Below are 24,236 nucleotides of genomic sequence, written 5' to 3'. Positions count from 1 at the left end.
TTAATACGCAAAACGCCCGGCACAAGGCCGGGCGCTACAACATGGCGACTGCAACGATCGTGCCTTACGGCGCAATCGTTACCTCGACCAGCGCATGGGTACGCTTGGTGTCGATATGTTTGATGGCATCGCGCAGGATCCCCGGAAGGTCTTCGGGGCGTTTGGCCTTGGCGACCCAAGCGCGGCTGGCCTCGGCAACCTTGGTGAAATCCGGGCTGGGCTTAAGGGCTGTTAGCGGCATTTCATTGGTTTTCGCCGCATAGCCGTTGGGATACATCCCCGCCACCGACTGACGCACCGCCCCCCATTCATTATTGTTCAGAACAAGGATCAGGATCGGAAGCTCAAGCGCCTCGGCGATCTGATGACAGGCCGTCGGGTTGGCGAACATGTATGATCCGTCGCCCATGGTGGCGACCACAAGCTTGTCCTTATCGGCAAGTTGGTAGCCCATCGATGCCGGGAACGACCAGCCAAGACCACCGGAATGCGGCTCCTGATACCAGCTGCCATGTTCCGAAAGTGAAAGCGGCTCCAGCGGGCAGCCAAGCTCGGAAAAGACGGTTGCCGCACGACCGGCAATCGCATCGGACAGGCAGCGCGAAACATAGGCCTTGGTCATCGGGTCCACCGCCCCGGTATTGGCCATCGCCAGTGCTTTCTTGCGGGTTTCGGCATTGATCGTGGCAATTTTGCCCCGACGATCCGAACAGACGGCAGCATGATCGGCATGACGGCGATCCATGGCATCTGCCAGCATCATGATGACATCACCGGTTTCGCCAACAAGCGAGATGTCGGCGGCAAAGTTACGCCCCGGGAAACGGGAATAAAGCGGGTTCTGACCGATCTGAACCACCTTGCAGTCGGGACGCAGCGTATGGATATCGGGCGACCAGGGCGCCAGACAATCAATCACCACCACCGCATCGGCATCCTTAAGCCAGGGTGCCGGATCCATCCCGGCAAACATCGGATGTTCGGTGCCGATGGCAAGCTGGATCGCCCAATATTGCACGACCGGAATGCCCCACTGATCAACCAGTTCGGAAAAGCGGCCAAATGCCTCGGCTGTTCCCGTCCCGCGCTGGGCAATGATCACCGGGTTCCTGGCAGTGGCAAGAATGTCGGCGGCCTGCTCGACACTGGCTTGCGGCGGGGCAACCGGAACCGGCTGCATGCGAAGCGGCCCGTCAATCTCGTCCCCTGGGCAGGGTTCACACAGAACCTCACGCGGCAGACTGACATAGGTCGGGCCTTTGGGCACCGATGATGCGATGGCATAGGCACGATCAACGACTTCGGGCACCTGTTCGGGGAATTTAAGTTCATATTCCCATTTCGCACTTTCACGCACCAGTGCTGCCTGATCGCGCATTTCCTGGCCCCAGCCGATCGGAACGGTGCGCGCACCAAGGCGGCCCTTTTCCATCACCGGGGTTCTGCCCGACATCAGGACGACCGGCACATGTTCGGTCGCGGCATTGATCGCGCCAATCGCACAATTGGCAAGACCGACATTGGTGTGCGCCATAACGGCCTGCGCTTTTCCGGTCGCAAGGTAATAGCCATGCGCCATGCCCATCGCCGCATTTTCATGCGGCATGATCAAAGCATTGGGAAGATCGATATCCTTTGCTGCGGCTTCGGCCAGACCTTCGATGATCGGCGGAAAGTCGGTGCCGGAATTGGCAAAGATATAATCAATCCCGATCGCCTTCATGCGGGCCAGAACCGCCCCGCCGGCGGTCAGGGTAATCTGACCGGATTTGTCACGCGTGTCGCTTGTCATCAGACGCCTCTTGTTTTGCTCTTTCAATATTTCTATATTTGAAATATGATTTATAATATAGTTTATTATTGAAATCCGGGCGGCGTCAAGCATCGCGTCCGGCTTTGACCCGTGGCGTTTTTATGTGAATGGAAAATCATGACCAGCCAGCTCAATGGATCTGTCCTGAAGGCTTTTAAAATTCTGGACCTTTTTGCCGCGGGGAAATCCGAACTGACGGCAAAGGAAACCGCAGACGCTCTTGGCATCAATATGATTACCGCACATCGGTTTTTGCACACGCTGGTCCATGCCGGCGCGTTGCGGGCATCGTCACGCGGAGTTTTCCGGTTGGGATATATGTTTGCCGATCTGGGCGAACGGGTTTTGCATGACGGCAATCTGCCGACCCTGTTGCAACCGATCCTTGATCAGCTGGCGCGTGACACCGGGGAAGCCTGCATGGCAACCGAATTTGATCGTGACATGGCGGTCTGCATCGCCAAATCCCTGCCCGACCGGCCGCTTTATGTCGATATCCGGATCGGCTCGAAACTGGATGCTTTTTGCACGGCGCACGGCAAATTATGGCTGGCGCATATGGGCTCTGAAGATCAGGACCGCTATTTCAAGAACGCCCAACTGCATGGCATGACCGATCACACCATCACCGACATAAAAACCCTTCGGGACGAACTGCAAACAATCCGTCAACAGGGCTTTGCCACCAATAATGGCGAACGTGAAAATGATATTTATGCCATTGCTGTTCCGATCACGACCCAGCATGGCAAAATGATTTCAGGCTTTTCGGTTTTCGGCGCATCCCCCGCAATCCTTGGCCAGCATCGCGACAGTCTGCTTGATCATCTGCGATCGGCCAAACAAACCGCCCGCCAGGCCCTTTACGGCGCGGAGTAATCCATATGACGGATGGCGCCGGGTGATTTGCCGGTGGTGCGCTTGAACGCGCGGCTGAATGCCGCGACCGAGGCATAGCCAAGCCGTTCGGCAACCTCGTCAAGTGACAGGTTTTCACGCCCGATCCATTGGCTGGCCAGACGCATGCGCAAATTGGTCAGATATTGCTGCGGGGTGGCCTTGGTCAGTTCGACAAACCGTTCGGCAAAGACCGACCGCGACATCCCCATTTCCGATGCCATATCGGCAACCGACCAGTTGCGGCCCGGCTCCTTGTGCAAGGCGGCCAGCAGCCGCGCAAGTTTGGGATCACGCACGGCCTCGACCCAGCCGCAAACATCACAACCCGCCTCGACCCAGCGCCGCAGGATGGCGGCGGCCACCACATCGGCAAGCCTTGTCAGGATCACGCCATAGCCCGGACGCTTGGCGCGCAATTCGCTGGTCATGACATCCAGGATCGCGGGAATTTGCGGATCATGATCGGGCACGGTTTCGATATGCATGATTTCCGGTTTGAGATGCGCCAGCGGATGCAGCCACCCCAGATCAAATTCCATCGCACAGCTGAAAATCAGATTGTCCTTTGACCGGCAGGCATCCGCTTCGCACGCCCGGATTTCAGACGCCGCATCACAAAGCGGTGCCTTTTCAAAGGCATCGACACTGCGCATGGCAACGCCATCTTCGCTGTAAAGATCGTGAATGCCCGCACAAGGCAGCAATACCGCATCCCCGCAACCCAGAACATGCACCGCCCCGCTTTTGGTGCGAAGATGAACTGTACCCTGCCCGATAAAATGAAACCAGGCACGGGTGTCATCCATATCCTCGCCAAAGCGCAGGCCATAAGGCGCCGAAATCTCGATACGGCGATAATCCAGTCCGCGCAATCGAACCCCCGACAGCAGATCATTGACCATATCATGGCCCGCTTCGTTGAACTGGCCCTCGATATGGTTTGACGGGCTGTTGAATGCGGCATTCGGGATGGGGGACATGACATTCCGGACGATTGATCAATTAATCCAGACAAACTGTCATAGATCGTCCGAACGGTCCAGTCTATTTTAGGTGCAATGCACAAACACCTGTAAAAGGACTTCCGCATGAGTGAACCACAATCCGACGCCCGGCCCGCGCAGACGTCCGCCGTCGCGCCAGCACCTGCTGCATGGGCCGCCGTCATTTCAATGACACTGGGGGTATTCGGGCTGGTCACAGCCGAATTCCTGCCGGTCAGTCTTCTAACCCCGATTGCGTCCGACCTTTCGGTATCCGAAGGCCTCGCCGGTCAGGCCATTTCGGCAACGGCCTTTTTGGCCCTGATCACAAGTCTTCTGATTGCCACCGTCACCCGCCGGTTTGACCGCCGCAATGTCCTGCTTTCCTTCTCGATATTGCTGGTGGTCTCAAGCATCATCGTTGCGTCGGCAGAAAATTTTGCCTTCCTGCTGGTTGGCCGCGTTCTTCTGGGCATCGCGCTTGGCGGTTTCTGGACAATGTCGGCAGCAACCATCATGCGACTGGTGCCCGAAAACCATGTGCCGCGTGCGCTTGCTATCATGTTCAGTGGCGTTTCGGCTGCCACCGTGTTTGCCGCCCCGGTGGGCAGCTTCCTTGGCGATATCATCAGCTGGCGTGCGGTCTTCCTGCTGGCTGCGGGCATCGGCGTCATTACCTTCGTCGTACAATTCGCAACCCTGCCATCCCTGCCACCGCGCGGACGCGCATCGCTGCGCACCCTTGTTGATCTGATCAATCGTCCGGGCATGAAATTCGGGCTGCTGTCACTGGTCATCATCATTACCGGTCACTTTGCCCTGTTTACCTATGTCCGCCCGTTCCTTGAAAACGTCACGGGTGTGGCAACGGCGGGGATTTCCGGTGTGCTGCTGGGCTTCGGGGTCGCCAACTTTTTCGGCACCCATCTGGCCGGTGCGTTGATTGCGCGGTCACTGCGCATGACCATTGCCCTGATGCCCTTCATCATGGGGCTTTGCGCCCTTGCCATGGTGATGATCAATGGCGCGCTTAACCCGACCATTGTTCTGGTCGCGATCTGGGGCATGGCGTTTGGCGGTGTGCCGGTCGCCTGGTCGACCTGGATCACCCGCATGGTTCCCGATGAAGCCGAAAGCGGCGGCGGGCTTCTGGTTGCCGGTTTTCAAACCGCAATCGCGGCCGGCGCCATCATTGGCGGGGTGATGTTTGATTTTATCGGTGCACTTGGCGTCTTTGAACTTGGCGGCATCGCCCTTGTCGTTGCCTCGGTCGTTGTTACTGCTGTCTTGCGCCCCGCCCCGGCTGTCAGCGAACAGGCCTGATCCCTCGCACCACCTGCAACACAGATCACACGACAAACGAAAAAGCAGCGGGTTATCCGCTGCTTTTTTTTACATTTGACCACCCTGCTCATAGGCTTCGATCAAGTCAGGCAAGCCCTTCGGCGATGCGCATTTTGCGCTGTCTTTCACGTTCAGCATCCGACGGGGCGTGATGGGCAAAGGACCCGCATTTAACAGCCCCGTCCGGACGCAGAATATTCAGGCACACGCCCGTCGAAAAGGACTGACTTGAAACCAGTTTCAGGTTGGTTGGCGCACCGTCGTTGCCAAACAGGCGCTTGCCCCTGCCAAGGATGGCGGGCATCACCCACAGGCGATATTCATCAACCAGATCATTGGCAATAAGGGCTTGGACAAGCTTGCTGCTTCCCTGTGTCAACAAATCCGGTCCATTGCCCGCCTTAAGAGTACGAATGGCATCGATAATGTCGCCATCAAGCGCCACCGAATTTTGCCAACTTAGACTGTCGGGATCGGAAGTCGCGACGTATTTGGCAACACTGTTGAATTTCTGCCCGATCGGATCATCATCGCCGGCATAGGGCCAGTGGGCTGCAAAAATATCGTAGGTATATCGCCCCAGCAGCAGATCATAGGACGCGGATAAATGATCCCCCATGATCTTGCCCATTTCCGCATCCCAATAATGGAAAGTCCAGCCACCAAATTCAAATCCGCCGGCGATGTCTTCGTCCGGGCCGCCCGGGGCCTGCATCACGCCATCAACCGACACAAAGGCCGATACAATCACCTTCCTCATCTGAACGCTCCTTTTTGCAGGCCGAACTTTATTTTCAGGCATGTTACGCCTGCATCGCCAATGCGGCAAAAGAAAACCCCGGCACATTGCGGCGCCGGGGAAGTTGGTGTCGTTCGGAGGGAGACTGGGCTTTTACGCCCTTTGGAATCACAGAATTCCCGAAAAATCAGATGGCTTTGACCACCACCGGGCGTTCTGCCTGAACCATCAGGCGGTTACGGATGGGGCGGCCAAACAGGGCAGATGAAATTTCGAATTCATCACCGTCCTGTGTCGTGATGCCATCGGCAAAGCTCAGTGTCGCCGTGCCAAAGAAATGCGCATGCACATCACCCGGGCGGCGGAACAGGTCGTATTTGAAGTGGTGATATTCAAGATTGGCGAGCGAGTGCGACATATTGTCTTCGCCGCTGACGAACTGCTTTTCCCAGATCACCTTGCCATCGCGATACAGACGCGAGGTCCCCTCGACATGGCTAGGCAGATCCCCCAGCAGCAATTCCGGCCCCATCGCGCAATGGCGCAGCTTTGAATGCGCCAGATAAAGGTAGTTCTGGCGCTCCATCACATGGTCGGAAAACTCGTTTCCGATCGCAAAGCCGATGCGCACCGGGGTTCCGTCATGGTCAATGATATAAACTGCGGCAATTTCCGGTTCCTCGCTGCCATCAAGGGCGAAGGACGGGCTCGGGATCGCCGCCCCGGGATTGGCAACAATGGATCCATCGCCCTTATAGAACCATTCGGGCTGCACACCATGCTCACCGGCCTTGGGCTTGCCGCCTTCGACGCCCATGCGAAACATCTTCATAGAATCTGTTTCATCGGCGGCCTTGTTGTTGGCCTTGTGCATGTTTGCGCGCGCAGAGGCCGAACCAAGATGGGTAAGCCCGGTCCCGGTGACAAGGAAATGCGCCGGATCAACATGGGTAATCGGCGGCAACAGGCGTCCGTCACGGACAACCTCGTTATAATCAACGCGGTCGTCCCCCATGCGAATTTTCGCCTTTTCGATCATCGTCATGTTTTTGGCAAGTGCGATGGTCGCAAGTTCACGGGTGGTGGAAACGCCCTTGAGCGGGATAAGGGTATTTTCGTCTTCGACCACGGCAACATGCTGCGCACCCGCGGTATCCTTGTATTGAACCAGTCTCATGAAAGTTCGTCCTGAATGATCTTTGTCGGTTATGTGAATGTCGGCTTGATCGCCACGGGCAAAACCGCCCTAGACCCAGCCGCCATCAACAATGAAGTTCTGGGCGGTACACATCCGGCTTTCATCGGAAATCAGGAACAGCGCCATGCGCGCGATATCCTGTGGCATCACCTTGTTCTTCAGACACTGGCGTTCATCGATTTCGCGCTCGGCCGCCTCATCAACCCAAAGATCAAGCTGGCGCTGGGTCATCACCCAGCCCGGAACAAGGGTATTGACCCGGATATGATCCTTGCCCAGATCGCGCGCCATGCCGCGTGTCAGCCCGTGGGTTGCGGCCTTTGCCGTGGTATAGCCCGGCATGCCGCCCTGCCCCATCATCCAGCTGACCGACCCGAAATTAACGATGGCACCACCGCCGGCCTTTTGCATCATCGGGGCGACGGACTGAATGGTAAAGAAGGACGGACGAATATTGATTGCCTGGCGGTCATCCCAGTATTCCGGGGTCACGTCCTGCCATTTGTGGCGGGTATCATTGGCGGCATTGTTCAAAAGCCCGGTGATCGGTCCGTTGATTTCAGCGGCCTTGGCAACCGCAGCCTGAAGGGCCGGGATATCGGTCAGGTCGCATTTGATAAAGACCGGCGCATTGCGCGCGTCTTTTGAAAGCTTCTCGACAAGGGCGTTGCCCGCATCTTCCATGATATCGACAAAGGCGACTTTGGCGCCCTGCTCGACAAAGGCGGTAACAAGGGCCTCGCCAATACCCGATGCGCCACCGGTGATGAATACCGATTTATCTTCAAGGCTGGTATAGTGTGTCGGCATGCGATCAGACATGATCGGTGCTTCTCCCGTCGTGTGGTTTCTCTTTTGGTGTCTCTCTGCCGGTCCGGCACGGGGACTCCACCCCGCACGCGATCCGGATTTGCATTCCATAATGTTCAGAATAGGCATCATTGCCGATATGTGCAGCGCAAAAGACACCTGTCCGTAAAACGGGTTGCGGTGCCAATTGCCCGCATCGGGCAACTGTGCGGATCAGTTTTGCGGCATTGTCATCCGGCCCGTGATCATGATGCTTCCTCCTGAAAATTATGTTTTTAATTCTTCATACAATAACATTAATGATCAGGATATCCGGGCCTGTCAAGCGACAAACGGGTGAAGTGAATTCTTTCGATCTGTCGCGCAGTAGTTTATAACACCATGACCTTTGGCACTTCACCGTCGATCACTACACCCCTGCCCGAAATAATTATATGCTTTGCAACACAAAGCGTTGGAGGGGTCAGATAAGTTGCCCTCGAAATTAATTCATATTATATGAATAATATCAAAGCGGGCCTTTTGCCGTTTTGCATTTTTACAAGGTCCTGGCCCATGGCCATGCCGGAGGGAATTTAATGTCGTCGATGTCAAGAACCTACGCCAAACGCAGCCTGCACAGCATCGTTGCCCATGATCTTGGTGCACGGATTGTTTCGGGCCAGCTGGCGCCGGGGGATGTGCTTCCGACCGAGGCGGCATTAAGTGAATCCCTTGATGTATCACGCACGGCCCTGCGCGAAGCGATCAAGATCCTGTCGGCCAAGGGCCTGATCGAAAGCCGTCCGAAAACCGGTACGCGCGTCAAACCGCGGTCAAGCTGGAACCTTCTGGACCCTGATGTCCTGTCCTGGCACTTCCCGGACCCGGACCCGGCATTCCTGTATGCGCTGTTTGAAACGCGTCTGATCATTGAACCCAATACGGTCGCCATGGCTGCAGTGCGCGCAACGCCCGAGGAAATCAAGGCGATTGGCGATGCCTATGACGCCATGGAAAAGGCCGAACCGGGGACCGAGGCGGTCTATCTTACCGATCTGCAATTCCATCAGGCGATCCTTAATGCATCTGGCAACGATTTCATGAAATCATTCGGTATGCTGATTGAAACCGCCCTGATCGGATCATTCCGCCTGTCGTCAGGTGGCCCAAAGGCCCATGTGCAATCGCTTCCCGACCATCATGCGGTCTATGCCGCCATCAGCCACCGCGACCCTGACGAAGCGCGCGCGACCATGCACAAACTGCTTCGCCGCACCATGCGCCAGCTCCGCCAGCAACTTGGCATGTCGGTCGATCACGACTGGGACAAGATCGGGCTGTAATTCGCAACCGATTGCCGGTTTTAAACCAAACAGAAACGGGCGCCAATGGCGCCCGTTTTTCATTATGCGTGATTGCATCATCAATCAGGTCGCCCCGGCCCGCATGCCCGAAAACGACCTTGTGATCAGGCGTTGCAGGACGATAAAGCCAAACAGCAATGCCCCGATCATGATCTTGGTCCACCAGCTATTGAGTGATCCGTCAAAGGCAATCAGGGTCTGGATTACCCCCATGATGATCCCGCCAAAGAACGTGCCCATGACAAAGCCCATGCCCCCGGTCAGAAGCGTTCCACCAATCACCACCGCGGCAATCGCATCAAGCTCCACCCCGACTGCTGCCAGCGGATAGGCAGACGCGGTATAGAAGGCAAAGACCACACCCGAAAGCGCACTGAAAAAGCCCGACAGGGTATAGACGCGAATTATGGTGCCATGCACCGGGATGCCCAGAAGTTCGGCCGAATGACGATCCCCGCCAATCGCATAGACATTGCGCCCGAAACGCGTGTAATGGGCAATCACCACCCCGCCAATCACGGTCGCCAGCATGAGCAACGCCGATGCCGTCAGCCAGCCGCGTCCGGGCAGCGGCACTTTAAACCCGCTAAAGGCTGCGACAAACGGATGATCAATCGGAACGGAATCCAGATTGATCAGGAAGCACACACCGCGCAAAAAGAACATGCCGGCAAGCGTGATGATAAAGGGCTGAATATCGAACTTGGCGATGATCACCCCCATGAAAGCCCCGAATGCCGCGCCGACAATCAGGGAAATCAATGCCGCCATTAACGGATGCATGCCAAACCCGGTGACAAGTTCGGCCATTAATACTCCGATAAAGGCAATCATCGATCCGACCGAAAGATCAATACCGCCCGAAAGGATGACAAATGTCATGCCCACGGCCGTAATGATCAGGAACGCATTATCGGTCAGAAGCGCGCCCAGAACGTAAGTATCGGAAAAGGCGCGATGTTCAAAAATTCCGTAGCCATACAGCAAGGCCAGAACCGCAAGCGTTGCAAGGATCGGGTAAAAACGTTCATTAATTTTCATCGGCTTTTCCCCGTTTGATGCGATCCATCGCCTGCCCGACCAGTTGGCGAGATTTCGGTGCCTGCACCAGAAGAACAATCATCACCACGGCCGCCTTGACGATCAGGGTATATTGCGACGGCAACCCCGAAAGAAGAATACCGGTACTCAGCGCCTGAATGATCAGAACGCCAATCACTGTCATGCCAATAAAGAACCGCCCGCCCATCAGCGACGCGCCACCGATCACGACCGCCAAAATTGCATCAAGTTCAAGCCACAGCCCGGCATTATTGGCATCCGCCCCGCGAATATCGGCCGCAATAATGATCCCGGCAAAGGCCGAACACAGCCCGGATGCCCCGTAAGCCATCAACTTGATGCCGCGTGCATCAATCCCGGCCACCCGGCTGGCGCGCGCATTACCGCCCACAGATTCCACAAACAGGCCAAGGGCCGTTTTGCGCATCACGAAAAAGATTGCCGCAATCACCGCCGCGGCAATGATCACCCGCCATGGAATGCCCAGCAAATAGCCGCTGCCGATCGCCTCAAAGAACGCACCATGGAATGTCACGATCTGCCCATCGGTGATCATTTGCGCGATCCCGCGCCCGGCCACCATCAGGATCAGGGTCGCAATGATCGGCTGAATATCAAGGAATGCGACCAATATGCCATTCCAAAGGCCGCATAAAATCCCGGCCCCAAGGGCGGCCAGAATGATCACCGCCGGATGAAGATCGGTATCGCGGATCAGGACCGCCATGACGGCACCCGAAATGGCAATGATCGAACCAACCGACAAATCAATGCCGCGGGTTCCGATCACAATCGCCATGCCCACGGCAACAAGGGCCGTCGATGCCCCGCGATGGACAACATCGACCAGCGATCCGTAAAGATGCCCGTCAACAATGCGAATATTGAAAAAGTCCGGCGAAATGATCCCGATGCCCAGCACGATCAGAACCAGTGCCGCGACCGGGCCAAACCACGGCCTACTTATCAAAGAAGATGCAGACATGGTGCTGCTTTCCCGTAATTTCTTTTTGTCCTGCAAACTGGTCATCGTGCAATCGCCTCGATGATCCGGGTCTGGGTGATTTCCGCCCCCACCAGTTCGGAAACCTTTTCGCGATCACGCATCACCGCAACCCGGTCGGCAAAGGCAACGATTTCTTCAAGCTCGCTTGATGCCACAAGCAACGCCAATCCTTCGTCACACAGTTCCTTGATCAGTTTGATGATGTCGGCATGGGCACCGACATCAATGCCGCGTGTCGGTTCATCAAGGATCAGCAGGATCGGCTTGGACACCAGCCAGCGCGCCAGAATGACCTTTTGCTGATTGCCACCACTCAGCTGCCCGACCGGCTTTTCACTGTCCGGTGTTGCGATGCCAAGGGCCCTGATCATGTCATCGGCAAATTGCTGTTGCTCGGTCCGCGGGATCGGGCGAAGCCATCCGCGCCGCCCCTGAAGGGCCAGAACGATGTTTTCGCGCACACTCAGTTCCGCAACAATGCCATCCTGTTTGCGGTCTTCGGGACAAAGCCCAAATCCCGACCGGATGGCATGGCGCGGCGACCGCAGCATCACCGGCTCCCCATCCAGAAACACAAGGCCGCTATCGGCCTTTTGGCTGCCAAATATCAGTTCGGAAAGCTCCGTCCGCCCGGAACCCAAAAGCCCGGTCAGACCAACGATTTCGCCCGCATTCAGATCAAGCGACACCGGCTCCAGCACCCGTTTCTTACCAAGGTTCTTGACCTGAATGGTCCGTTTGGGCCCGGCATAGCTGCCCTCGTCCTGATGGCGGTGCGCACTGACCTCGGCCAGTTCACGGCCCAGCATATGGTTGATCAGATCAATCTGCGGCAGGTCCCTGGTCACAAAGGTGCCGACAAGGCGCCCGTTGCGCAAAACCGTGATCCGGTCGGTTACGGCATAAACCTGTTCTAGGAAATGGGTAACAAAAACAATGCCCAGCCCCTTGTCGCGCAAGTCACGCATGATGCGAAAGAGTGTCTGGATTTCATCACCGTCAAGCGATGCGGTCGGTTCATCCAGGATCAAAACCCGGGCATCCAGCGCAACCGCGCGCGCAATCGCCACCAACTGCTGGATCGCCACCGAATAGGACCCCAGCGGCCGATTGACATCAATATCAAGACCCAGTGTTTCAAGGGCGGCCTTGGCATCGGCCTCGGTCTTTTTCCATGAAATAAGGCCGAATTTCCGCGTCTGGCGTTCAAGCATCAGGTTCTCGGCCACCGACAGGGTCGGCACCAGATTGACTTCCTGATAGACCGTGGAAATCCCCAACCCCTGTGCATCGCCCGGATGCTGCGGGTGGATTTCGATGCCATCGAGCATCACCGCCCCGGCATCACGTGGATGCACCCCGGTAATCACCTTGATCAGGGTGGATTTTCCCGCCCCGTTTTCTCCCAAAAGGGCATGAATTTCCCCACGTTTCAGGTCAAAATCGACATCCTGCAACGCCTTGACCCCGGGAAAGAATTTTCCCGCACCACGCACCGAAAGTACGGTGTCGCGTCCCCCGTTAGAAAGTGCGGCGTTTGACATGTTCCTCACCCTCTCCCTGCTTTTTGATTTTTGTTCCTGATACGGCGCGACGCACCCCGGCTAAAGCCGAAGCACGTCACACCCGCTACCCAGCCACGCAACCGGCACCGTCACCCAGGGATCACGGTGCCGACTGACATGTTATTTGCTGCGCATTTTGTATTCTTCTGCTGCGGTATCAGGCAGGAAAAGCGGACCATTTGCCTTGATCCATTTCGGAACTTCCTGACCGGCCTTGGCGGCCTTGATCGCGTCAAAGGACGGCCCGCCCAGATGCGGGTTCAGCTCGATCGTGGCGTTGGTGTCGCCGTCGGCCATCGCCTTGAAGATATCAGGCACCGCATCAATCGAAACGATCAGGATATCGGTCCCCGGTTTCAGACCGGCTTCCTTGATGGCCTGCACAGCACCAAGTGCCATGTCATCATTATGCGCGTAAACCGCACAGATATCCTTGCCGCCATTTTCGGCCTTCAGGAAGCTTTCCATGACTTCCTTACCACCCGAACGGGTGAAGTCGCCCGACTGCGACCGGATGATATTGATGCCCGGGAAGTTCGAAACGACCGATTCAAACCCGGCTTTGCGGTCATTGGCCGCGGATGATCCAACCGTGCCCTGCAATTCGACAACATCGCAAACCGCGTTGGTTTCCGCCGCAAGCCATGCAGCGGCAAGCGCGCCTTCAACCACGAAGTCCGATGCCACCTTGGTCAGATACAGGTCTTCGCTGGCGTCAACGCCACGATCCACCAGCACCACCGGAATACCGGCATCTTTCGCTTCTTTCAGGACCTGATCCCAGCCGGTTTCAACAACCGGGGCCAGAAGAATGCCGTCAACGCCCTGTGCGATGAAAGAACGGACAGCCTTGATCTGGTTTTCCTGTTTTTGCTGCGCATCGGAGAATTTGAGATCAATACCGCGTTTTTCAGCCTCGGCCTTGATCGATGCGGTTTCAGACGTCCGCCAGCCGCTTTCAGACCCGATCTGCGAAAAGCCGATCATCATTTCAGCCTGTGCCGCAAATGAAAGACCAAGCGCAACGCCAAGTGCCGCAGTTGACACTGCAAGCTTTTTGAATTTCACCACGATTTCCTCCCTAAGTGTGGTTTTATTGCTTAAAAGCCATATAGTATTACAATATGATTTGTTAACGCTCAACCATATAGTGATTGCGATCCGCCACCTATCGCCTATAACGATCAAAAGCATCGGATAAACCGAGAAAAATCAAAGATTACGGGAGAACAAAATGCCCAAAAGCCACCAACCATCAGACATGGTAGAACCATCCTCGGAAACCCGTAATTCGGGTGAAAATGCCCCGCGTGTGGAGCTGCGCACGTCGCAGATTCGCCTTACGGTTTCTGCGCTTGGCGCGCGCATTTGCGCCCTTGATTTGTATGAGGATTCAGATTCCAGCGGCACAAACATCGCCATAGGCCTTGCAGATGACGCGGCCTATCTGGCACAAGACAGCTATATCGGGGCTATTTGCGGCCGCTACGCCAACCGGATCGAAAAGGCCCGCTATACCGATCCAGACGGTCATGACATAACGCTTTCCGCCAACGAGGGTGAAACCCACCTTCACGGCGGCAAGGACGGGTTTGACCGGCGGGTCTGGGATATTGCCGATCAGTCGGAAACAATCGTGACGTTCAAGCTGACCTCACCTGACGGGGATCAGGGGTACCCGGGCACGCTGAATGCGACGGCAACATATTCGATTGTTGGGGAAAACCGCGTGCGTCTTGATATTTCGGCAACCTGCGATGCGCCCTGCCCGGTCAATATGACCAGCCATGCCTATTGGAACCTGACGGGTAAATTTGATCAATCGGCGGCCGATCATGTCCTGAAAATCACGGCCAATCATTGGCTTCCGGTCGATGAAAAACTGATCCCGCTTGCCGATAAACGCGACGTGACCGGTACTGGCTATGACTTCCGAAGCCCGGCCCGGATATCAGACATGCTACCGCGCGCGACACAGGGCTTTGACCATAATTTCTGCCTGACCGGGGATCGCGGCGCCTTGCGCCATATCGCCACCCTTTCCGATCCCGACAGCGGCCGTTCGATCGAACTGTCCTCAACCGAGGCCGGCTTGCAATTCTATCTTTCCCAACATTTCATCGACGCCATGAAATCGGCAACCGGCGTGCCCCTACACACATCCGCCGGCATCGCACTGGAACCACAAACCTGGCCCAACAGCCCCAACCGCCCGGACTTCCCAAGCCCCTGGCTGAAACCCGGCGAAACTTACCAGCATGTGATTGAGTGGGAGTTTTCATGAACGAAAAAGCCCCGCATTTACGGGGCTTTTTTGACTAAAGAGGTACAAGCTTGCGGCTACCAACCGCCGCCGCCGCCACCTCCTCCGCCGCCGCCAGAAAAGCCACCTCCCCCCGAAAGTCCGCCGCCTGGCATATTAGCCGACGCAATACCGGCCGTGGAAGCGACCGGCGCACCATAGCTGACAGCACTGGCACTCAGGTAATTGCCACTCCGATGACCGAATGTTCCGAGGCCGTGCCAGCCATGTTTGGGGTCGTTATACCACACCGGCTTATAGGTCTTGATGCTATCGCCTCCTTGAGGCGCCACCTTGGCCAGAGCGTTTTCGAACCGAGATGACCAAATGTCTTCGACTTCAAGCGCCATTGCGTATGGCAGATGAAACTCAAAAAGCTCGATCAGGTCTTGTGCGTTCAGACTTTTGAAATTAAGGCGCGTTTCTTCTGCAACAGAAAGATAACGCCGATACCCAAGAATCTGCGCATATAACTCATTGAACTCTTTAGTGGGAACTTCAAGCCAACCATAAAACAGGCAGCAAATGGCAATGGCGATGAAAGCAATAATGATCGGGATCGGCGAGACAAATCCAATCGCCAAATAGCCGATGACAAATACGGGCGCGGCAAACCCGATACATGTAAGCACAAACCCGAAATATTGCCCCAGTCCGATAGCACCACGCCGACGTAGCTTTTTCCACTGCGCCTGAAGCAGATTAAAGATCAAATTTGCCCCAATCACGAACACAACGCTGATGGTCGCACTTGCGACAAGACTTTCCGCCCCGTGCGCCCCGACCAACGGGTCAAGCAGGGTCGTTGCCAAAACTGCCAGAACAGCAATGATACATCCAATTTTCCAAGCACCGCGATTGTGTTTGATATATTTCTCGCGGTGCTGTCGATCAAAAGCCACACCGATGCTGACACGCGCATCATAGAGGTTCTCGTTATACCCATCCCCAATAGCTGCGTAGTTGTTGCCGTCTTGGGGCAACAGTCTTTCAAGTACAGCAACCTCATCATCCGATAGCCCGCCGTTATCAACAGGCAAGCGTTTCAGGATATAGGTGTCCTGGTGTGTTACCTCGATCGTCAGCTTCTTTTTCACCGCAAGGCTTGTCAGGATTACCGCAAAGGCGCGGGTTACAAACCCATCATCGCTATTTCCCCTGCGCCAAAGAAACCCGATCTCAGCGGCAGACAGCCCTTCTGGCGGCTTAAAAAGCGGGATTACCGTTTTAATCGCCGGATCCCGACCAAACCGGTTCCAACTCCACCACAAATAACCAACCAATAGCACCGTCAGGGCAAAGCCACTCAGGATACCTTTATTATCTAGAACAAAGTCTTGTGCGCGCTCAAGCCTATCAGGCGGCTTCACGAAACCGCTGGGCCAGGAAACAGCAATTGTCAGCCCCTCATAAGGGTTCAAGCGCCCAAATGTCTTGGCCTCGATCGTATTTCCGCTGTCTGAAATGATATCGAAATTTGTACCCTGTTCGCCGGTCTTGCCTGTATAAACCGCAAGGCTCTCAGAGCGTGCGCCATCGGGCAAATGTACAATTACCCGCGCATGGTCGATCCAGAACTGCCAACCGTTTCCGGTGACGTTCCAGTAGAGTTCATCAATGCCAGAACCAAAGGTAATCTGATCGGACATCGAATAGGTAATTTCATAGACATGATCCCCCAAAACCAAATGACGGTCGGGGTTGCCAATTCTTATCCGAACATAAGAACCGAAATCGCGAACCACGAACGGCTCTGGTTTTCCATCGCGAAGAACCGAGTTCACCGTAATATTGCCTTGCTCGTAAAAGCCGAGAATACTTGTCCGAACATAGGGGATATCGCGAAAGATACCTCGTTGTATGTCCCTGCCATAGGCAAACACAGAAATGCGTTCACGCACAGTGATATCACCTGTCGTTCCAACACGGATGTCAGATGAAAAGTCGGTAATCCGCTCTGTCAGGTTAGGGCGCGCGGCGGCATCAATCCCCCCGCACAGCGCGACAGCAAACAGAAAAGCGCATATCGCGACCAGTTTTCCAGAAACCTGAAGGTAACGAGCAACAGGAACCCGCCATATCTGTCCCATCAGGAGAACTTCACTTCTGTCACCTGACGGTCAATCGCGTGCTCAACCTCGTAATACTCTTCCTCGGCAAAGCCGAACATGCCAGCAACGATGTTGCTGGGAAAAGATTTCACCGCAACATTCAGGTCCCGAACCGTTCCATTGTAGTATCTGCGTGCCATCTGAATTTGATTTTCCAGCTCGCCAAGCGATACTTGCAATTCACGAAATGTCTTATCTGCTTGCAGTTCGGGATAATCTTCCGAGACAGCAAAGATACGCATCAAAGCGTTTGAAAGCTGCCCTTCAAGCTCCTGGCGCCGTGCAGGATTTTCTTCTGCCGCTGCCGTTTTTGCGCGAAGCTCGGTAACCTCTGCAAAAAGCTTTTTTTCGTGATCGGCATAGCCCTTTACCGTCTCGACCAGATTAGGGATCAGGTTGCTGCGCCGCTTGAGCTGCACATCAATCCCGCTCCAACCTTCCTTTGCTGATTGGCGCTTCAAAACCAGACGGTTGTAAATACCGACCCCGTAGACAAAGGCAATGACAACCAGAACGACAAGGCCGCCCAGAATCAATTCAACACTGCTCATGGATTTCCCATCCGATATTTTTGTTTGGCATCACCATAAAGCGGTGATGCTTTTCAAAATTTACCGGATCAAACCACAAAATCAACTTAATCAGCGATAAAAGACCGTCAGGATCACAACTCAAAATATCCAAATCAGATGGCGGCCACGGCTCCATCCGCGCGCGGGTCCGTTGCACCTTCCATAACCCCGTTCGAACGCAACCGGATGCCGCCGGCATGGCCCATCATGTCTTCATAGGGGCCAACGATCTCGACCGCGTGGCCTGCTGATTTAAGCTGATCAATCAGGGCCGGGTCAAAGCGGTTTTCAAGTTTAAGCGTGGTGGTTTCATCGCCCCAGGTCTTGCCAAGCAACCAGCGCGGCGCGGTGATTGCTTCCTGCAAATCCTGACCAAACAGGACATTGCGGGTAAAGACCGCCGACTGGGTTTGCGGCTGTCCCTCGCCGCCCATGGTGCCATAAGTCAGAACCGATCCGTCATTGAGCCTTGCCATCGCCGGGTTGAGCGTATGGAACGGCAAGCGCCCCGGTCCGAGCTGATTGGGACCGTCATGAAGCGTAAAGCTGGCCCCGCGGTTCTGCCACAAAACGCCGGTTTCCGGCACCACGATGCCCGATCCGAATTCCCAGAAAATGCTTTGGATATAGCTGACCGCAACACCGTTGGCATCAACCGCCCCCATCCAGATGGTATCGCCGGGCTTGGCGACATGCGGCCAGGGTTGCGCGGTTTGCATGCTGACTTTTGCAGCCTCCTGCGCAAGGTTTTCATCCGAAAGCAACGCCATCGGATCAATGGTCATGCGATCGGGATCGCCAACATGATTGTTGCGGGCGATAAAGGCGCGCTTGGTCGTTTCAATCAGTCCATGGACATGATCAAATCCGTCACCCGCCTTCACCCCCAGCCGGTCAAAAAGACCAAGGATCATAAGCGATGCCACCCCCTGGGTCGGTGGCACCATGTTAAAGACCGTGCCGGCCGACAGCCGGACCGAAAGCGGCGTCATGACCTTGGCGTGATAGCTTTCCAGATCGGCAAGCGCGATCGGGCTGCCGACGGCGGCAAGACCATTGGCATTGCTGCGCGCAATGTCGCCGCGATAAAAATCATCCAGCCCGACCTTGCCAAGATGCTCAAGCGTCGCGCCAAGGGCTGGTTGCTTCAACACATCGCCAATCGCGGGAATGCCATTGGCGGCATAGGTATCGACAAAGCCCGGAACGTCTTTGAGTTCCGCCATTTTGGTTGTGGTCAGTTCGACCTGCGATTTCGTGACCGGCACCCCGGCCCGGGCGTGATGCACCGCATCGGCAAGCAACCGTTCAAGCGGAACTTTCCCGCCGATCCCTGTTGCAATATCAGCAGCCTTGATCCAGCCACCAATCGCCCCGGCAACCGTCAACGCCGCCAGCGGCCCGCGCGACGGGATCGCGGCATGGCCTTGCTGACGATAGAAATCGGGGGTCGCAGCCCCCGCAGCCCCGCCGCAAGCCCGAATGGCAACCGGGTCCTTGCCCGGTTCGGCAATCAGCCAGAACCCGTCGCCCCCGATCGCATTCATATGCGGATAGACAACCGCAATGGTGGCGGCCGCGGCAATCATTGCCTCGACCGCATTGCCGCCATCGCGCAGGATATCGCGCCCGGCCTGGGCTGCCAGATGATGGGGGGCCGTAACCATGCCACCAAGTGCGGTTCTTGAACGTAACATCGTAATCCGGCCTCCCTGCCGTAATGCTTTCGGTCGTGCTGCGTGCTTTTCGCACATTGTCCGGTGATTTCTTCTTAGCGCCGTTTTTCCAGAACGGCGCCCGGCTTTTCACATCGTAGAAAGAAATCCTACCAGCCGATCAGATCAGGCAACCAGCTTGTCAGTTCCGGGAAAATGAACAGCAAGATCAGGGCCAGTGCCTGGATACCGATAAACGGTATCACACCGCGATAGATATCGACTGTCGAAACCGACGGCGGTGCCACCCCCTTAAGGAAGAACAACGCCCAGCCAAAAGGCGGTGTCAGGAAGCTGGTCTGCAAATTCATCGCCACCAGAATGGCAAGCCAGGCCATGTCGATGCCGCTATTGTGGAATACCGGCAAGAACATCGGAAGCGCGATATAGGAAATCTCGATCCATTCAAGAAAGAACCCGAGAACAAAGATCACGCCCATCATGAACAGAAGGTTGCCCATATCGCCGCCCGGCACCCATTCAAACATCGCATGAACAAGCCCCTCGCCACCAAGCCCGCGGAAGGCCAGACCGAATGGCTGCGCACAGATCAGGATGAAGAACACCATCGCACTGGTAATCAGCGTGTCATGCAAAACATCGCGCATGACGCCAAGGCTTAGACGCCGGGTAAAAAGCGCAAGAAGCAACGCGCCGAGCGCCCCCATCGATGCTGCCTCGGTAGGGGCGGCAATCCCGCCAACGATCGATCCAAGCACAGCAAAAACCAGCGCCAGCGGCGGCAGAACCACCTTGATGATCTTGATCAGCAGGTCGCGCGAACTGAGCGCATCGCGCTCATCCTGTGGAATGGCTGGCACCATTTCAGGCTTGAAGATCCCCAAAAGGACAAGATAAAGCCCAAGCATCCCCGCCAGGATCAGCCCCGGCACCATGGCCGCGGCAAACAGGGTCCCGACAGATTCGCCCAGAATATCAGCCAAAAGAATTAGGACCAGACTGGGCGGAATGATCTGCCCAAGGGTGCCCGATGCACAGATCACCCCGCTGGCAACGCCCTTGTCATAGCCGCGATTGATCAGCGGCTGGAGCGACAGCAAACCCACCGTCACAACCGTCGCCCCGACCACGCCAGATGATGCGCCCATCAGAACCCCGACAATAACAATCGCAAGCCCCATGCCGCCCTTGAGCCGCCCCATGGCATGACCGATCACATCAATCAGTTCTTCGGCCAGCTTCGACTTTTCAAGCATCACCCCCATAAAGATAAAAAGCGGCAAGGCCAGAAGCGTATAGTTGGTCACAACCCCGTAAACGCGCGCAGGCAACAGATTGAACAGGCCGGTTCCAAAACCCATAATTCCAAAGGCAAATCCCGAAATCGCAAGCGAGATCGCCACCGGCACACCAAGCACGAGGAAGCCAAAGAAGCCCCCGACCATGCCGATGGCCAGCCATTCATTTCCGGTCATGTCTGATTAGTCTCCTGCGCCGCTTTGTGGTATCGCGGCGGATGTCTCATAGGTGGGAACGCCGCTTTCGGCGCGTATCTGTCGATAATTGATCATTGCCTGTGACACGGCCTGCACCAGCAAAAGCCCGAAGCCGACGGGAATGAATGCCTTAAGCAGGAAGCGATATGGCAAACCACCCGGATCGGGGGATCCTTCGCCCATCATGATGGATTGCTCGACATAGGGGATCGAAAACCAGATCAATGCCGCGCCAAGAATTGCCATCAGAACAGCCGAAAACAGGTCAATGACCGCCCGGGCCCGCGGGCCCAGACGTTCATAGAGAAAATCGACCCGCACATGACCACCATGACGCATGCCATACGCCATGCCCATCAATGCAATCGGCGAGACCAGATGCCATTCAAGCTCCTGCATTGCCACACTTCCCGAATTCAAAAGATAGCGCAGCAACACATTGCCGCCGACCACCAGAACAAGGGCCAGACCACTGATCGCAGCCCCCCATCCGGCAATATCGACAATCAGGCCAAGAACACGGTCAAAAAGCGGTTCGGTGCGGGTCGTCGTCATGTCAGCTCATCCCGTCTTTGGATGAAATGATCCCGTGATAGGGTTTTTCACTGACGGCCGCCCATTCGTGATGGTTGTCGCGGAACGCCATGAAGCTTTCATGGACCTTTTTGGTGATCGGGTCCTTGGCGGCTTCGGCTTCGAGGGTTTCCTTGGTGATGCCCTTAAGCTTGGTGACCACTTCATCAGGAAGGGTCTGGGCGGTCACGCCAAAGTTTTCGACCAGATCACGCAGGGCGGCTGCGTTATTGGCTTCGCACCAGGAATGGCTGTCAAGGTTGCAGGCTTGGGCTGCGTTCTTGACAATCGCCTGAAGGTCGGCCGGAAGGCTTTCCCAGGCCTTCTGATTGATCAGAAGTTCGGTGACGTTGGACGGTTCGTGCCAGCCGGTGGTGTAATAGTATTTCGCTGCCTTCTGCAGACCCAGACGACGGTCCTGATAAGGGCCGACAAACTCGGCGGCATCAATCACACCACGTTCAAGGGCCGGGAAGATTTCCCCACCCGGAAGCAGTTTCACTTCAACACCGATCTGCTGGTACACTTTGCCTGCCAGCCCCGGAATACGCATTTTCAGGCCCTTGAAATCATCAAGGCTTTCGATCGGCTCGCGGAACCAGCCTGTCATCTGAACACCGGTATTGCCCATCGGGAAGGCGACAAGACCATATGGTTTGTAAACTTCATGCCACAGATCCAGACCACCGGCATGATAAAGCCAGGCATTCATCCCCTGGAAGTTCAGGCCGAACGGAACCGTGGTGAAATACTGGGCAGCAAAGATCTTGCCAGCCCAGAAATAGGCGTTAGCCGCATTCATTGCGACCGTGCCGGCCTGAACCGCGTCAAATCCTTCAAGGGCCGGGATCAGCTCGCCTGCGGCAAAATGCTGGATATTCAGACGCCCGTTTGACATCTCGGTCACGCGTTTGCAGAAATCCTCGGGACTGCCCGGACCGGTCACATAAAAAGGCGATCCCGGACCATAGGCATTGGTCATTTTCCAGTTAAAGGTTTCCTGGGCACGCACGATATTTGGTGCCGCCACAACAGCTGCCCCCGCAGCTGCCGCACCGACTGCGGACTTTGTCAAAAAGTCGCGCCGTTTCACATTCGTCATTGATGTCTCCCTGATAGAGATAGCTATTTCTTTGAAACGTACTCTCAACGGAATGCATTCCGCATTGTGTATACATCTTGCAACCGTCGTGCCATTTCATATTTTTCAATGACTTATTTGGATTTTGCCTTCCACCGAACAATAAGTTATGTTTATTATTTAATCATTATCTTGCACTGCATATATTTATTGCACATAAAATATGCAGCAAACCGGGGCGCGTAAAAGCAATAATACGCAACTCTTGGTATTCTTGGATTTGATGGCAAAATTGATGTATACATCCCTTAAAGGGAAACCGCATAAACCTCGTAAGAAGGGTTAAAACGCCATATGATCGAGCTTCGCCAAACGCTCAGCACCGCCTCCGACCAGCCGGATTCCGTCGGCATTGCCCAGCAATTGTGTCAGGCCCTTGAAGATGACATCGTGAAGGGCAAATTGCCGCCCGGGCAGCGCCTTGAAGAACCGCTTCTGGCAAAGCGTTTCGGCGTGTCACGCACCCCTGTCCGCGAGGCCCTGCAACTTCTGACCGCAACCGAACTGGCCGAAAAGATCCCCAATCGTGGGGTCTATGTGTCGCTTGCCACCCCGGAACGGTTGACTGCAATGTTTGAAAGCATGGCCGAACTCGAAGGCATGTGCGGGCGCCTTGCTGCCAAACGCATGACCAGCGGCGAACGCCACAATCTTGAAAAAATCCATCACGACCTGGCACAGACCGTCCGCCATGGCGACAGCGACAATTATGAAACCCTGAACCGGGCCTTCCACAATGCGCTGTATCGCGGCACCCATAATGATGTTCTGGTCGATGTGACATTGTCGGTGCGCCGCCGGGTCGCGCCATTTCGCCGCGTGCAGTTCCAAAGTCTGGCCCGGCTTGCCTCCTCGCACGAGGAACATCAGGGCATTGTCGATGCGATCCTGCGTGGCGACGTCAAGGCGGCCGAAGAATTGCTCTATGGGCACATCATGTCGGTTCATGACATCAGCCAGGATTATCTGGCCAGCCTGCGCACCGACAAGGCAGCGGAAAAACCATCCGACAAGGTCATGATCGCCAAATAACCATCAGCCTGCCCCGGATTGCTTGCGCAAGCCCCGCCGATATCCGCCGGGCCCTTCCCCGAAACGGGCCTTGAAGCGCCGCGAAAAGGCCGGCATCGATTGATATCCGCAGCGCAGGGCGACCTCGTCCATCGACAGATTGGTGTCGCGCAACATGGTGCGTGCGCGGATCATGCGCCAATCCTGAAGATATTGCATCGGCGGCACCCCGACACATGCTCCGAACCGCACAACAAACCGGGTCCGCGACATCCCGGCATGACGGGCAAGGCTTTCGGCATTCCAGTCCTGTTCGGGATTGCGGTGCATGACGGTTAGGGCACGACTGATCCGCGGATCTGCAAGCCCCGCCAAAACACCGGGCGGCAAATCATCCTTGCCCAGCTGCGATCCGAGAATTTCCAGAACCACGACCTCCATCAGGCGTGCAAGTGCTGCCTGCCAACCGGGTCGGCGGCTTTTGGCAAGATCGGTAATTGCCGCCAGAACCGCGCCATGGGCCGCATCATGTGGCAGCTCGTCGGGTGGCCCGTGGGGCGCCTCATGGGGTAGCTCATAGGGTGGCTG

General features: G+C 55.9%; 21 protein-coding genes (1 of these 21 cut by a window edge). 5 read left to right on the top strand and 16 right to left on the bottom strand.

What is annotated here, in order from left to right:
* Window positions 1-64: 64 nt before the first annotated feature.
* Window positions 65-1,792, bottom strand: coding sequence for a thiamine pyrophosphate-requiring protein (locus SIB88_RS11215; RefSeq protein WP_412558094.1), 1,728 nt, complete (start codon window positions 1,790-1,792; stop codon window positions 65-67).
* Between the two features lie 138 nt (window positions 1,793-1,930).
* Between SIB88_RS11215 and SIB88_RS11210 the strand changes: the two genes are divergently transcribed.
* Window positions 1,931-2,692 (top strand): IclR family transcriptional regulator, encoded by a 762-nt coding sequence (locus SIB88_RS11210; protein ID WP_412558093.1) that lies wholly within the window; start codon window positions 1,931-1,933, stop codon window positions 2,690-2,692.
* Here the strand turns inward: SIB88_RS11210 and SIB88_RS11205 are convergent.
* Complete coding sequence (locus tag SIB88_RS11205; protein ID WP_412558092.1) at window positions 2,677-3,693, bottom strand: AraC family transcriptional regulator; 1,017 nt, start codon at window positions 3,691-3,693, stop codon at window positions 2,677-2,679. The genes SIB88_RS11210 and SIB88_RS11205 overlap by 16 nt on opposite strands.
* Before the next feature lie 108 nt (window positions 3,694-3,801).
* On the opposite strand from SIB88_RS11205, the gene SIB88_RS11200 reads away from it, so the two are divergent.
* Complete coding sequence (locus SIB88_RS11200) at window positions 3,802-5,019, top strand: MFS transporter (RefSeq protein ID WP_412558091.1); 1,218 nt, start codon at window positions 3,802-3,804, stop codon at window positions 5,017-5,019.
* Between the two features lie 106 nt (window positions 5,020-5,125).
* On the opposite strand, the gene SIB88_RS11195 is transcribed toward SIB88_RS11200, so the two are convergent.
* The 3 genes from SIB88_RS11195 to SIB88_RS11185 all read right to left on the bottom strand — a co-directional run bounded on the left by SIB88_RS11195 (window position 5,126) and on the right by SIB88_RS11185 (window position 7,799).
* Complete coding sequence (locus tag SIB88_RS11195) at window positions 5,126-5,800, bottom strand: dihydrofolate reductase family protein (RefSeq protein WP_412558090.1); 675 nt, start codon at window positions 5,798-5,800, stop codon at window positions 5,126-5,128.
* Between the two features lie 166 nt (window positions 5,801-5,966).
* Complete coding sequence (gene araD1, locus SIB88_RS11190) at window positions 5,967-6,956, bottom strand: AraD1 family protein (RefSeq protein ID WP_286887916.1); 990 nt, start codon at window positions 6,954-6,956, stop codon at window positions 5,967-5,969.
* A 69-nt stretch (window positions 6,957-7,025) separates the two neighbouring features.
* A complete protein-coding gene (locus tag SIB88_RS11185; protein ID WP_341653820.1) occupies window positions 7,026-7,799 on the bottom strand; it encodes an SDR family oxidoreductase in 774 nt (257 codons plus the stop codon).
* Window positions 7,800-8,365: 566 nt separating this feature from the next.
* Here SIB88_RS11185 and SIB88_RS11180 point away from each other — a divergent pair.
* Window positions 8,366-9,112: a FadR/GntR family transcriptional regulator gene (locus SIB88_RS11180; RefSeq protein ID WP_412558089.1), complete on the top strand. Its 747-nt coding sequence runs from the start codon at window positions 8,366-8,368 to the stop codon at window positions 9,110-9,112.
* 84 nt (window positions 9,113-9,196) lie between these two features.
* Here SIB88_RS11180 and yjfF read toward each other — a convergent pair whose 3' ends face one another.
* The 4 genes from yjfF to SIB88_RS11160 form a co-directional block, all read right to left on the bottom strand.
* Window positions 9,197-10,174, bottom strand: coding sequence for a galactofuranose ABC transporter, permease protein YjfF (gene yjfF, locus SIB88_RS11175; RefSeq protein WP_101246397.1), 978 nt, complete (start codon window positions 10,172-10,174; stop codon window positions 9,197-9,199).
* Entirely contained in the window at window positions 10,164-11,180 is a 1,017-nt protein-coding gene (locus SIB88_RS11170; protein WP_289078048.1) for an ABC transporter permease, read from the bottom strand. The genes yjfF and SIB88_RS11170 overlap by 11 nt, the downstream gene beginning before the upstream one ends.
* A gap of 41 nt (window positions 11,181-11,221) precedes the next feature.
* Complete coding sequence (locus tag SIB88_RS11165; protein ID WP_412558088.1) at window positions 11,222-12,745, bottom strand: sugar ABC transporter ATP-binding protein; 1,524 nt, start codon at window positions 12,743-12,745, stop codon at window positions 11,222-11,224.
* Between the two features lie 141 nt (window positions 12,746-12,886).
* Window positions 12,887-13,834: an ABC transporter substrate-binding protein gene (locus SIB88_RS11160; protein ID WP_068517323.1), complete on the bottom strand. Its 948-nt coding sequence runs from the start codon at window positions 13,832-13,834 to the stop codon at window positions 12,887-12,889.
* A gap of 166 nt (window positions 13,835-14,000) precedes the next feature.
* Between SIB88_RS11160 and SIB88_RS11155 the strand changes: the two genes are divergently transcribed.
* A complete protein-coding gene (locus tag SIB88_RS11155) occupies window positions 14,001-15,050 on the top strand; it encodes an aldose epimerase family protein (protein WP_412558087.1) in 1,050 nt (349 codons plus the stop codon).
* 56 nt (window positions 15,051-15,106) lie between these two features.
* On the opposite strand, the gene SIB88_RS11150 is transcribed toward SIB88_RS11155, so the two are convergent.
* The 6 genes from SIB88_RS11150 to SIB88_RS11125 form a co-directional block, all read right to left on the bottom strand.
* Complete coding sequence (locus tag SIB88_RS11150; RefSeq protein ID WP_412558086.1) at window positions 15,107-17,158, bottom strand: DUF2207 domain-containing protein; 2,052 nt, start codon at window positions 17,156-17,158, stop codon at window positions 15,107-15,109.
* Entirely contained in the window at window positions 17,158-17,730 is a 573-nt protein-coding gene (locus SIB88_RS11145) for a LemA family protein (RefSeq protein ID WP_288350914.1), read from the bottom strand. The genes SIB88_RS11150 and SIB88_RS11145 overlap by 1 nt, the downstream gene beginning before the upstream one ends.
* A gap of 134 nt (window positions 17,731-17,864) precedes the next feature.
* Window positions 17,865-19,448 (bottom strand): gamma-glutamyltransferase family protein, encoded by a 1,584-nt coding sequence (locus tag SIB88_RS11140; protein ID WP_412558085.1) that lies wholly within the window; start codon window positions 19,446-19,448, stop codon window positions 17,865-17,867.
* 128 nt (window positions 19,449-19,576) lie between these two features.
* Window positions 19,577-20,902: a TRAP transporter large permease gene (locus SIB88_RS11135; protein WP_412558084.1), complete on the bottom strand. Its 1,326-nt coding sequence runs from the start codon at window positions 20,900-20,902 to the stop codon at window positions 19,577-19,579.
* Between the two features lie 6 nt (window positions 20,903-20,908).
* A complete protein-coding gene (locus tag SIB88_RS11130; protein ID WP_206927750.1) occupies window positions 20,909-21,478 on the bottom strand; it encodes a TRAP transporter small permease subunit in 570 nt (189 codons plus the stop codon).
* A 1-nt stretch (window position 21,479) separates the two neighbouring features.
* Window positions 21,480-22,598, bottom strand: coding sequence for a TRAP transporter substrate-binding protein (locus tag SIB88_RS11125; protein WP_412558083.1), 1,119 nt, complete (start codon window positions 22,596-22,598; stop codon window positions 21,480-21,482).
* A gap of 333 nt (window positions 22,599-22,931) precedes the next feature.
* Between SIB88_RS11125 and SIB88_RS11120 the strand changes: the two genes are divergently transcribed.
* Window positions 22,932-23,669, top strand: a complete 738-nt coding sequence (locus tag SIB88_RS11120; RefSeq protein ID WP_412558082.1) for a GntR family transcriptional regulator — start codon at window positions 22,932-22,934, stop codon at window positions 23,667-23,669.
* 3 nt (window positions 23,670-23,672) lie between these two features.
* Here the strand turns inward: SIB88_RS11120 and SIB88_RS11115 are convergent, their stop codons facing one another.
* Window positions 23,673-24,236 carry the 3' portion of an AraC family transcriptional regulator gene (locus tag SIB88_RS11115; protein ID WP_289078040.1) on the bottom strand. Its footprint extends 579 nt past the window's final position, so the window shows 564 of its 1,143 coding nt (coding positions 580-1,143); its start codon lies off the right edge, out of view — the gene reads right to left on this strand; the stop codon is at window positions 23,673-23,675.

Source organism: Thalassospira sp. MIT121401, from assembly GCF_047125595.1.
Taxonomy (GTDB): Bacteria; Pseudomonadota; Alphaproteobacteria; order Rhodospirillales; family Thalassospiraceae; genus Thalassospira; species Thalassospira povalilytica.
Note: the sequence above shows the minus strand (reverse complement) of the source record. Positions and strands in the feature narration are given on the sequence as shown.

Bases quoted from the DNA above. Each gene is read 5' to 3' on its own strand.
- SIB88_RS11215 (WP_412558094.1), bottom strand. From the start codon at position 1,792: ATGACAAGCGACACGCGTGACAAATCCGGTCAGATTACCCTGACCGCC.
- SIB88_RS11210 (WP_412558093.1), top strand. From the start codon at position 1,931: ATGACCAGCCAGCTCAATGGATCTGTCCTGAAGGCTTTTAAAATTCTG.
- SIB88_RS11205 (WP_412558092.1), bottom strand. From the start codon at position 3,693: ATGTCCCCCATCCCGAATGCCGCATTCAACAGCCCGTCAAACCATATC.
- SIB88_RS11200 (WP_412558091.1), top strand. From the start codon at position 3,802: ATGAGTGAACCACAATCCGACGCCCGGCCCGCGCAGACGTCCGCCGTC.
- SIB88_RS11195 (WP_412558090.1), bottom strand. From the start codon at position 5,800: ATGAGGAAGGTGATTGTATCGGCCTTTGTGTCGGTTGATGGCGTGATG.
- araD1 (WP_286887916.1), bottom strand. From the start codon at position 6,956: ATGAGACTGGTTCAATACAAGGATACCGCGGGTGCGCAGCATGTTGCC.
- SIB88_RS11185 (WP_341653820.1), bottom strand. From the start codon at position 7,799: ATGTCTGATCGCATGCCGACACACTATACCAGCCTTGAAGATAAATCG.
- SIB88_RS11180 (WP_412558089.1), top strand. From the start codon at position 8,366: ATGTCGTCGATGTCAAGAACCTACGCCAAACGCAGCCTGCACAGCATC.
- yjfF (WP_101246397.1), bottom strand. From the start codon at position 10,174: ATGAAAATTAATGAACGTTTTTACCCGATCCTTGCAACGCTTGCGGTT.
- SIB88_RS11170 (WP_289078048.1), bottom strand. From the start codon at position 11,180: ATGTCTGCATCTTCTTTGATAAGTAGGCCGTGGTTTGGCCCGGTCGCG.
- SIB88_RS11165 (WP_412558088.1), bottom strand. From the start codon at position 12,745: ATGTCAAACGCCGCACTTTCTAACGGGGGACGCGACACCGTACTTTCG.
- SIB88_RS11155 (WP_412558087.1), top strand. From the start codon at position 14,001: ATGCCCAAAAGCCACCAACCATCAGACATGGTAGAACCATCCTCGGAA.
- SIB88_RS11150 (WP_412558086.1), bottom strand. From the start codon at position 17,158: ATGGGACAGATATGGCGGGTTCCTGTTGCTCGTTACCTTCAGGTTTCT.
- SIB88_RS11145 (WP_288350914.1), bottom strand. From the start codon at position 17,730: ATGAGCAGTGTTGAATTGATTCTGGGCGGCCTTGTCGTTCTGGTTGTC.
- SIB88_RS11140 (WP_412558085.1), bottom strand. From the start codon at position 19,448: ATGTTACGTTCAAGAACCGCACTTGGTGGCATGGTTACGGCCCCCCAT.
- SIB88_RS11135 (WP_412558084.1), bottom strand. From the start codon at position 20,902: ATGACCGGAAATGAATGGCTGGCCATCGGCATGGTCGGGGGCTTCTTT.
- SIB88_RS11130 (WP_206927750.1), bottom strand. From the start codon at position 21,478: ATGACGACGACCCGCACCGAACCGCTTTTTGACCGTGTTCTTGGCCTG.
- SIB88_RS11125 (WP_412558083.1), bottom strand. From the start codon at position 22,598: ATGACGAATGTGAAACGGCGCGACTTTTTGACAAAGTCCGCAGTCGGT.
- SIB88_RS11120 (WP_412558082.1), top strand. From the start codon at position 22,932: ATGATCGAGCTTCGCCAAACGCTCAGCACCGCCTCCGACCAGCCGGAT.